This is a genomic window from Priestia sp. SIMBA_032 (assembly GCF_046535215.1).
Lineage (GTDB): Bacteria > Bacillota > Bacilli > Bacillales > Bacillaceae_H > Priestia > Priestia aryabhattai.
The window spans coordinates 1-276 of the sequence record NZ_JAWRXD010000553.1; the positions used below are offsets into that span (position 1 = coordinate 1).

Consider the following 276-nt stretch of genomic DNA (forward strand, 5'->3'; position numbering starts at 1 on the left):
GAAGGTGACGGATCCGCTCGCGACCGTGAAGATGCCCGCCGAGATGGAGGCGCCGTCGAGCGCCGCACCGAACGCCTTCTCCTTCGGGGCGAGAGCGAAGAGCGCCAGCACAAGGGATCCGAACATGACGGATCCGGACACGTTGACGATCATCTTGCCCGCCGGAAGCGCCCACCGCACGAGCGCGCCCGGGTCCTGCAGGGCCTGCGCGTTCGCGCCGCCGCCTACCACGAGGGATCCGACGAGCGCGACCGCTGCGGCGACCAGGAGAATGAG

General features: G+C 69.6%; 1 protein-coding gene. It reads right to left on the reverse strand.

The features are described from left to right. On the reverse strand, positions 1-276 hold a 276-nt coding region (locus SB717_RS35510; protein ID WP_410907630.1), incomplete at both ends, for a hypothetical protein.